The following is a 7,172-nucleotide window of genomic DNA, read 5'->3' on the forward strand; positions in this document are numbered from 1 at the left end:
CTCATTCTCCCGCGACGAGGCTGCGGTCGGCGTTCGGGTCGGCGGGGCGGTCGCCCTGCGCGACGGAGGCCGAAGCCCCCCGGATGGTCATGTAGATGTTGAAGCAGCCGACCAGAGCGCCCATCAGGAACATCAGGCCGCCGAGGGCGCGGGCGATGTAATAAGGATGCATCGCCACGAGGGAATCGACGAAGCTGTAGCTGAGGCTGCCGCTTTCGTCATAGGTGCGCCACATCAGGCCCTGAATCACGCCCGAGTTCCACATCGCGAAGACGTAGACCAAGGTTCCCAGCAGCGCGAGCCAGAAATGCACCTCGACCAGAGCCGAGGAATACATGCGCTCGCGGCCCCACATCACCGGCACGAGGTAATAAATCGAGCCGAAGGTGATCATCGCCACCCAGCCGAGGGCTCCGGCGTGGACATGGCCGATGGTCCAGTCGGTGTAATGCGAGAGCGAATTCACCGCCCGGATCGCCATGAAGGAGCCCTCGAAGGTCGAAAGCCCGTAGAAGACCGCCGCGATCATCATGAAGCGCAGCGTGGCGTCGTCGCGCACCTTGCGCCAAGCGCCGTTGAGCGTCAGCAGCGCATTGCCCGCCGAGGCCCAGGAGGGGACCAGCAGCATCACCGAGAAGGTCATGCCCAGAGTCTGCACCCAATGCGGCAAGGCGGTGTAATGGAGGTGATGCGACCCCGCCCAGAGATACATGAAGGTGATGCCCCAGAAGCTCACGATCGACATGCGATAGGAGAAGATCGGCCGCTCGGCGCGCTTGGGGAGATAATAATACATCATGCCGAGGAACCCGGCGGTCAGGAAGAAGGCGACGGCGTTATGGCCGTACCACCATTGGGTCATGGCGTCCTGAACGCCGGAGAAGGCCGAGTAGGCTTTGACCTGTCCGAAGGAGACCGGAACCGCCAGATTATTGATGATGTGCAGCACCGCCACGACCAGAATGAAGGCCATGTAATACCAGTTGGCCACATAGATATGCGGCTCTTTGCGGCGGGCGAGCGTCAGGACGTAGATCAGGAAATAGGCGACCCAGACCACCACCAGCCAGAGATCCGCGTACCATTCGGGCTCGGCGTATTCCTTGGATTGGGTGATCCCCATGAAATAGCCGGTGACCGCCAGAAGGCAGAACAGATTATAGCCGAGCAGCACGAACCAAGGCAGCAATTGTCCCGACAACCGCGCCCGCGACGTCCGCTGAAGCACATGAAACGAGGTGGCGATCAGCGCGTTGCCGCCGAATCCGAAGATCACGCCGGTGGTGTGCGCCGGACGCAGACGCCCGAAGCTCGCCCAGGGCGAATCCACGAAAGTCAGCTCCGGCCAGGCCAGAAGCGCCGCCACCCAGACGCCCATGAACAGCCCGAAGACCGCCCATCCCATGCTCAGCAGAATGCCGAGGCGGGTGGGATCGTCGTAATAAGCGTTCTCGCGATCCTCCGTAGGCTCCGGGGCGTCGAGCGCGCCGAGGATCGGCAAAGCCAGCCCCGCCGCGAAGATCACGATCAGCAGCCCATGCCAGCCGAGCAGGTCGTCGCGCCCGGCGAGGCCCAGAACCGCCCCCATGAGCGCCACGAGCCCTAAAATGATTAAGGCGTTCCGCCTTTCGTCCTGCGTTAATCGAGCTATCATCTTCGTCTCCGGATGGCTGTCTTGGGTCGCGACGGCGGGCGGGGGCAGGGAGAGGGCGCGGGGATCATCGCGCCTCCCTGCGGCGGAGGGCGGCGCAGGCGATGAGGATCAGAACCAGCGCCTTGGCCGCCTCCAGAGCGACGTAGACCTTGTGATGGCTTGAGGCGGGCGGCGCGGCCCCCGCGACGATCTCGCCGACCCGCGCGTCGAGGACGGGCAGAAGCCAGAGCGTCTGAACCGCCGCGCTTCCCGCCGCCAGAAGAGCCGCGAGCCGCGCCCCCGCGCCGAGGGGACCGGCGAAGACCGCGATCAGCAGCAGAGCCGCCAAACCCCATTCGACCTTGGAGAAAACTCCGAAGGTGGCGCGTCCCACCTCCAGCGCGACGGGCAGGCTCAGATTCGGCGCGGCGAATTTGACCGGCGTGGCGAGAAAGGAGACGCCGACCAGCATCCCCAGCCAAAAAACCGCCAGCACGAGCGCAGGCGAAGCCTGAGCCGATTTCGCGCGATGAATCGCCATGACTTCTCCCCCGGCGGCGCTTGGGGCGCCGCTCGTCTCCCGACGCTTTCGCGTCGTCTTCAGCGATGTTCGTCGGCGCGGAGTCTCGGGCCGGCTCCCCGTTCGAACCCGGAAGCCCCCTCGCGGGGAGGAGGCCGACTCTGCGAATCTGGACGAAAGTTTAAGGAAATTATATGAATTCTCAATTCATGTTTTATGGATTCATGTTTTTTCGCCAAGGTCATTCCGCCGCAGAGCCCGCGCCTGCGCGACCTGAGGATGCGGCGGATCTTTCCTTCATATTCAATTCATTGTTTTACAGATGAACCTCTCCTATATATCTCCTCTCCGCCTTCGGCGGGGGCCTGCAAGCCAAGCGCTCAAGACCGAGGATCCGCTCAAGCGCTCGCCAAACGGAAAAGCCTGTTCGTCGCTGGGCGCGTCAGACTTTCGGCGACTCCGCCTCTCCGTCGCTTCCCCTGAGGAGCCTGATCCGCAATGCGCCTGACTCATTTCTCCGATTACGCATTGCGGCTTCTGATCTACGCCGCGCGCCATCAGGACCGCCTCGTCACCATCGAGGAGGCCGCCGGGGCCTATGACATCTCGCGCAGCCATTTGACGAAAGTCGCCAATCTTCTGACGCGCGCGGGCTTTCTGACCTCCATGCGCGGGCGCTCGGGAGGGCTGACGATGGGACGTGCGCCGGAAAGCCTCACCCTCGGCGAGGTTTTGCGCGTGACGGAGCCTGATTTCGCCAGCATGGAATGTCTCGGCCCCGGAACGGAGGGCGCCTCGGGGGAGGCGGGACGTCCGGCGGAGCTGACGGCGGCGATCGACGCGGCTCTGGCGGCCTTTCTGGCTGAAATGGACGCCCGGACGCTCGCCGATCTGCTGCCGAAAGGCGACATGCGGCAAGAGGGCGCGAGCGAAGATGAACCATCCTGAGTTTTACGACGAGGCGCCGCGTCTGACGACGCGCGATCCTTTGGCGGCTTTCCTCGGCTCGACCAAAGACGGGCTGTTCTCCTACGGCTATGCGGACGTCGTGCGTCTGGCGGGTCATTCCTGTCCGGCGGTGGCGGGGGCCTGGCTGATGACGCTGCAAGGCCTTTCCTGGCTCTATGGCGACGAGATCCCCGAACGCGGCGGCGTGGAGGTCCATCTGCGCGAGTCTCGGGATCAGGGCGTGACGGGGGTGATCGCTCTGGTGGCGGGTCTGGCGACGGGAGCGGCGCCGGAAACCGGCTTTGGCGGTCTGGGGCCTCAGGGCTTGTTTTCGCGGCGCGGACTTCTGCGCTTCGACGCCCCCATCGACGGCGTGATGGGGTTGCGTCGCCGCGACACGGGCCGCGGCGTGATCCTCGACATCGACACGAACCATGCGCCCCAGACTCCGGAGCTGCGCGTTCTGCTTCCGCGCGCTCTGTCCGGCGCGGCGACGGCCGAGGAGTTGACCCGATTCGCGGAGCTTTGGCAGGAGCGCGTCCGACGCATGCTGATCGACCACGCCGACGACCCCAAGCTGATCCATATCTATGATTGGCCGGATGAAGTTTGATTCTTCCTTGTACGGAGAAATAGGAGACGAGGATATTTCGCGCTGAGGCGGTCCCTGATGAGAACAGGCTCAGGTGTTTTTACGAGCTGTTGATTGGAGCCGGAGTGCTGGAGAGCGCTCTTGGCGCAGTTAGATAAGGCGATCAACACCCACGCCGCCGCCCATGACGGAACCCGGCTCTGCGCGAAGGATACAAGGCCAACACCGCTTCAGGCGTTTGGCCGATAGGGCTGACCGCTCGGAGGCCAAGGAGGAGTTTCTGCGCGAGGCCGGGTTGATCAGCCGGATCCATCGCAATAAGCCCGCAGGAAAGCCCATGCCGCCCTGAATTGCGAGAGCCAACTCCCGCAAATCCGCGGTGCGCGCCCATGTCGAGCATCCCTTCGCGGTCATCAAGGAACCCATGCGGCTCATGATCCCAACCATCGTCCTCGCCCGCGCTTCGGCGACCGTCACCCTCGCCGCCATGGCCTTCAACATGAAGCGATGGCTCTGGCTCGACGCGAGAATTGCGCCTGCGTGAGGCTGACAAGCCCGAAAATCAGCCGCTTGCAGCCTGCAAGCGAACTAAAAACCGCTCAACAAGCGGCGGAAAAGCGAAATTCGGGCTGCAAAGGCGACAAAAAATCACCCTTTCCGGGGACGTCCAATTTGGTCGGAAAACGCTCCAAGAGCCGCGCCGCTCGCGTCGAAGCCGCGCATAGCTGTCAGCCCGGATTCGGCCTGTGTCCCAGTCCGGTGTCGCCATGGGTTGGAGAGGCCATGAAGGTTGATCAATTTAAAGGTTCATATATTATCTAATATGGTATAAAATTGGATCAAAAGATAAGATATGATCTCATATTTGAGGTTCGCATGATCCCCGCCTTTGACACGGCTCCCGATCTGCGCGATGGGGTCCGGCTCGCCGCCCGCAATCGGCGCCTTGCGCTCGGCCTCACTCAAGCGGAGCTCGCCGCGCGATCCGGCGTGCCGCTCGGCACGTTGAAGCGCTTCGAGCGTCTGGGGGAAGTTTCCTTCTCCTCGCTTCTGACGATCGCCGAGGCGCTGGATGCGTCGAACGGCTTCCATCATCTTTTCCCGCAGCCTGAGGCGCGCAGTCTGGAGGAACTCGAGCGTCAGGCCAAGCCGCCCAAGCGTGCGAGGCGGCGCGGATGACCCTTCGCAGGCTGCAGGTCGCGCTTGATTTCGGCGATGGGGTCCGGAAGCCGGTCGGGCGGCTCGGGTGGGATGCGGCGGCGCGGCAGGCCGTCGCCGAATGGGACGCGGGCTTCGCCGCAGATCCTCTTCCGATCAGTCCGCTGTTGGTGAGGGCGCCCTCCGGATTATTGCGGTCAGGGGGCGCGGCTTTGGCGATCTGCCCGGCCTTTTCGGGGATAGCCTGCCGGATGGTTGGGGCCGTCTGCTCATCGACCGCGAGCTTGCGGCTCGGGGGCGCTCTGCGCGAGACGTCACGGGTCTGGACCGCCTCGCCATGATCGGCGAGGACGGCATGGGCGCTTTGACCTATCGCCCTGCGGACGAGCCAAAGGTCGAGGGGGAGATCAGCCTCGATTGGTTCGACCGGCTGACTCCGGAAGTCGGTCACGCCGCGACTTCTGAGGATCTGGAGCGGCTGCGGATGATGGCGGGGGGTTCGCAGGGCGCGAGGCCGAAATTCGTGGCCCAGATCTCGGCGGACGGCGCGCGTCTGCGCAGTCATCGCCGGTCATGGGAGGCGGGTTGGCGGCATATCCTCGTCAAGCGTCGCGCCATGACGGATGAAGTCGGAGCCCTCGAAGCGGAGGCCGCCTATGCGGGGATGGCGAAACGGCCTGCGTCGCCATGACCTCGGTCGAGGTGCTCCGGGTCGCCTCGGGCGAACCGTTTTTCGCAACAGGGCGCTTCGATCGCGACGGATCCGGCCGAATTCACATGCAGACGGCGGCGGCGCTGCTCGACGTTGATTTCCGCACGACGACGCTGGATTACGCTGAGCTTCTGAAGGTCGTCCGATTTGTGACTCGCGATCAACGCGCCGTGGAGGAGATGTTTCGCCGCATGGTCTTCAACGTGCGGGCGCTGAATCGTGACGACCATCTGAAGAACCACGCTTTCCTGATGGATCGGCGTGTGACCACTCTGGCGCAACGGGTGGTTTTTTCTTCAAGGCTTTGAAATGTGGCGATTTAACTTGGTTGATATTTTCATGAACTCCCGCATTGCAAGAGTCGTTGCACCTGTCTGGAGAATGCAGAATGCGGATTACTTGGTGCTGAGAGTCAGGGGATAACAGGGCTCAAAAGAGGGCGCTCTCTTGAAGACGGGCGCCTTTCTGCGCTTCAAGGCTCTTGAATTTCAGGAGAGGAGGCGTGGTCTTCGAGATGGCGAGCTTTTGTTATCTTTCGTCCGATGAACGTCGGTGTCTGGCGGGTTGGCGTTTTGATGGGATCAGCGTGCGGGAGGCTGCGCGGCGCCTGCGCCGATCCCCCTCGACGATTTCTCGAGAGCTGCGGCGTAATAGCTCTGAGCAGGGGATCTATCATGCGGCGTCAGCAGAGATGCGCTTCCGGCTTCGTCGTCAGCGCTCGTGTATTCTGGAGCGGGATAAGCGCCTTGCGGTCTATGTCGTAGATCGCCTGACAGAAGGGTGGAGCCCCCAGCAAATCTCCGGGCGTCTTCGGAGCGGTCTGGGGACGGGGACGATCTATCGCTGGATTCGTCGTCATGATGGCGACCTCGCTCATATGCGGCGCTTTCTTCCTCGGAGCTATGACGGGGCTCGTTCCCGGCGTCGGCTTTCTCGTGATCGGATTTCGGACAGGGCGCATCTTTCCGCTCGTTCCGACGAAGGGAATGCGCGCGAGGAGGCTGGGCATTGGTAGAGCGATCTGGTGATTTGTAAGCATCGCCAACCTCTTCTGGTTCTGCACGAGCGCAAGACGCGCCTGACTCTGATGGCCCGTCTCAGCGGGAAGACTGCTGGTGAAACCTTCTCTGCGCTGACAAAGATGTTGCGCCGTCTTCCTGTCGCGATGAGGGGCTCCATCACCTTCGACAACGACACTTGTTTCGCCAAGCACGCCCTTCTGCGTGGCCTGTTGTCGGCTGGGACCTTTTTCTGCGAGTCTATGCCTCTTGGCAGAAGGGTGGGGTGGAGAATGCAAACGGCCTCATTCGCCGATGGTTGCCTCGCACAGCGGACCTGCGTGAGATGGATGAGAGCGAGATCGACGAGATTTCGATGACCTTGAACCTGACGCTCAGGAAGTGCCTTGACTACCGCACCCCTATTGAGGTCTTTTTTGCAAGAGATTGGAAAACCTTACAAAATATCATTTGTATGAATAGTCGCAGTCTTGAGTTTTGTGCGCGCTTGAGGGTTTTGATTATTTATAAGTATATATAATTATGCCTCTTGAGTGCCTTGCATGATTTAATCCGGGTAGAATTTATGAATCTGTTGCATGATCATTTAT

At 61.9% G+C, this 7,172-nt stretch carries 8 protein-coding genes and 1 pseudogene; 7 read left to right on the plus strand and 2 right to left on the minus strand.

Annotation, left to right across the window (positions count from 1 at the left end):
* Window position 1: 1 nt before the first annotated feature.
* Both ccoN and B161_RS0112735 read right to left on the minus strand, forming a co-directional pair.
* Entirely contained in the window at window positions 2–1,654 is a 1,653-nt protein-coding gene (ccoN, locus tag B161_RS0112730; RefSeq protein WP_026310410.1) for a cytochrome-c oxidase, cbb3-type subunit I, read from the minus strand.
* Between the two features lie 64 nt (window positions 1,655–1,718).
* On the minus strand, window positions 1,719–2,174 hold the full coding sequence (locus B161_RS0112735) for a hypothetical protein (protein WP_018633822.1): 456 nt from the start codon (window positions 2,172–2,174) through the stop codon (window positions 1,719–1,721).
* Window positions 2,175–2,651: 477 nt separating this feature from the next.
* On the opposite strand from B161_RS0112735, the gene B161_RS0112740 reads away from it, so the two are divergent.
* The 7 genes and pseudogenes from B161_RS0112740 (at window position 2,652) to B161_RS20310 (ending at window position 6,578) form a co-directional block, all read left to right on the plus strand.
* On the plus strand, window positions 2,652–3,101 hold the full coding sequence (locus tag B161_RS0112740; RefSeq protein ID WP_018633823.1) for an RrF2 family transcriptional regulator: 450 nt from the start codon (window positions 2,652–2,654) through the stop codon (window positions 3,099–3,101).
* Window positions 3,088–3,714 carry a hypothetical protein gene (locus B161_RS0112745; protein ID WP_018633824.1) on the plus strand — a complete coding sequence of 209 codons (627 nt, stop codon included), beginning with the start codon at window positions 3,088–3,090 and terminating at the stop codon, window positions 3,712–3,714. The genes B161_RS0112740 and B161_RS0112745 overlap by 14 nt, the downstream gene beginning before the upstream one ends.
* Before the next feature lie 855 nt (window positions 3,715–4,569).
* Window positions 4,570–4,872, plus strand: coding sequence for a helix-turn-helix domain-containing protein (locus B161_RS0112755; protein WP_018633826.1), 303 nt, complete (start codon window positions 4,570–4,572; stop codon window positions 4,870–4,872).
* A 100-nt stretch (window positions 4,873–4,972) separates the two neighbouring features.
* Window positions 4,973–5,164 (plus strand): annotated as a pseudogene (locus B161_RS20305) (hypothetical protein); the annotation flags it as partial.
* Between the two features lie 24 nt (window positions 5,165–5,188).
* Window positions 5,189–5,542: a hypothetical protein gene (locus B161_RS20090; protein ID WP_018633828.1), complete on the plus strand. Its 354-nt coding sequence runs from the start codon at window positions 5,189–5,191 to the stop codon at window positions 5,540–5,542.
* On the plus strand, window positions 5,539–5,871 hold the full coding sequence (locus B161_RS18995; protein WP_083922969.1) for a HipA domain-containing protein: 333 nt from the start codon (window positions 5,539–5,541) through the stop codon (window positions 5,869–5,871). The genes B161_RS20090 and B161_RS18995 overlap by 4 nt, the downstream gene beginning before the upstream one ends.
* Before the next feature lie 206 nt (window positions 5,872–6,077).
* Complete coding sequence (locus B161_RS20310; RefSeq protein WP_407635463.1) at window positions 6,078–6,578, plus strand: transposase; 501 nt, start codon at window positions 6,078–6,080, stop codon at window positions 6,576–6,578.
* Window positions 6,579–7,172: the final 594 nt, after the last annotated feature.

This window comes from Neomegalonema perideroedes DSM 15528 (assembly GCF_000374145.1).
In the GTDB taxonomy this organism is placed as follows: domain Bacteria; phylum Pseudomonadota; class Alphaproteobacteria; order Rhodobacterales; family Rhodobacteraceae; genus Neomegalonema; species Neomegalonema perideroedes.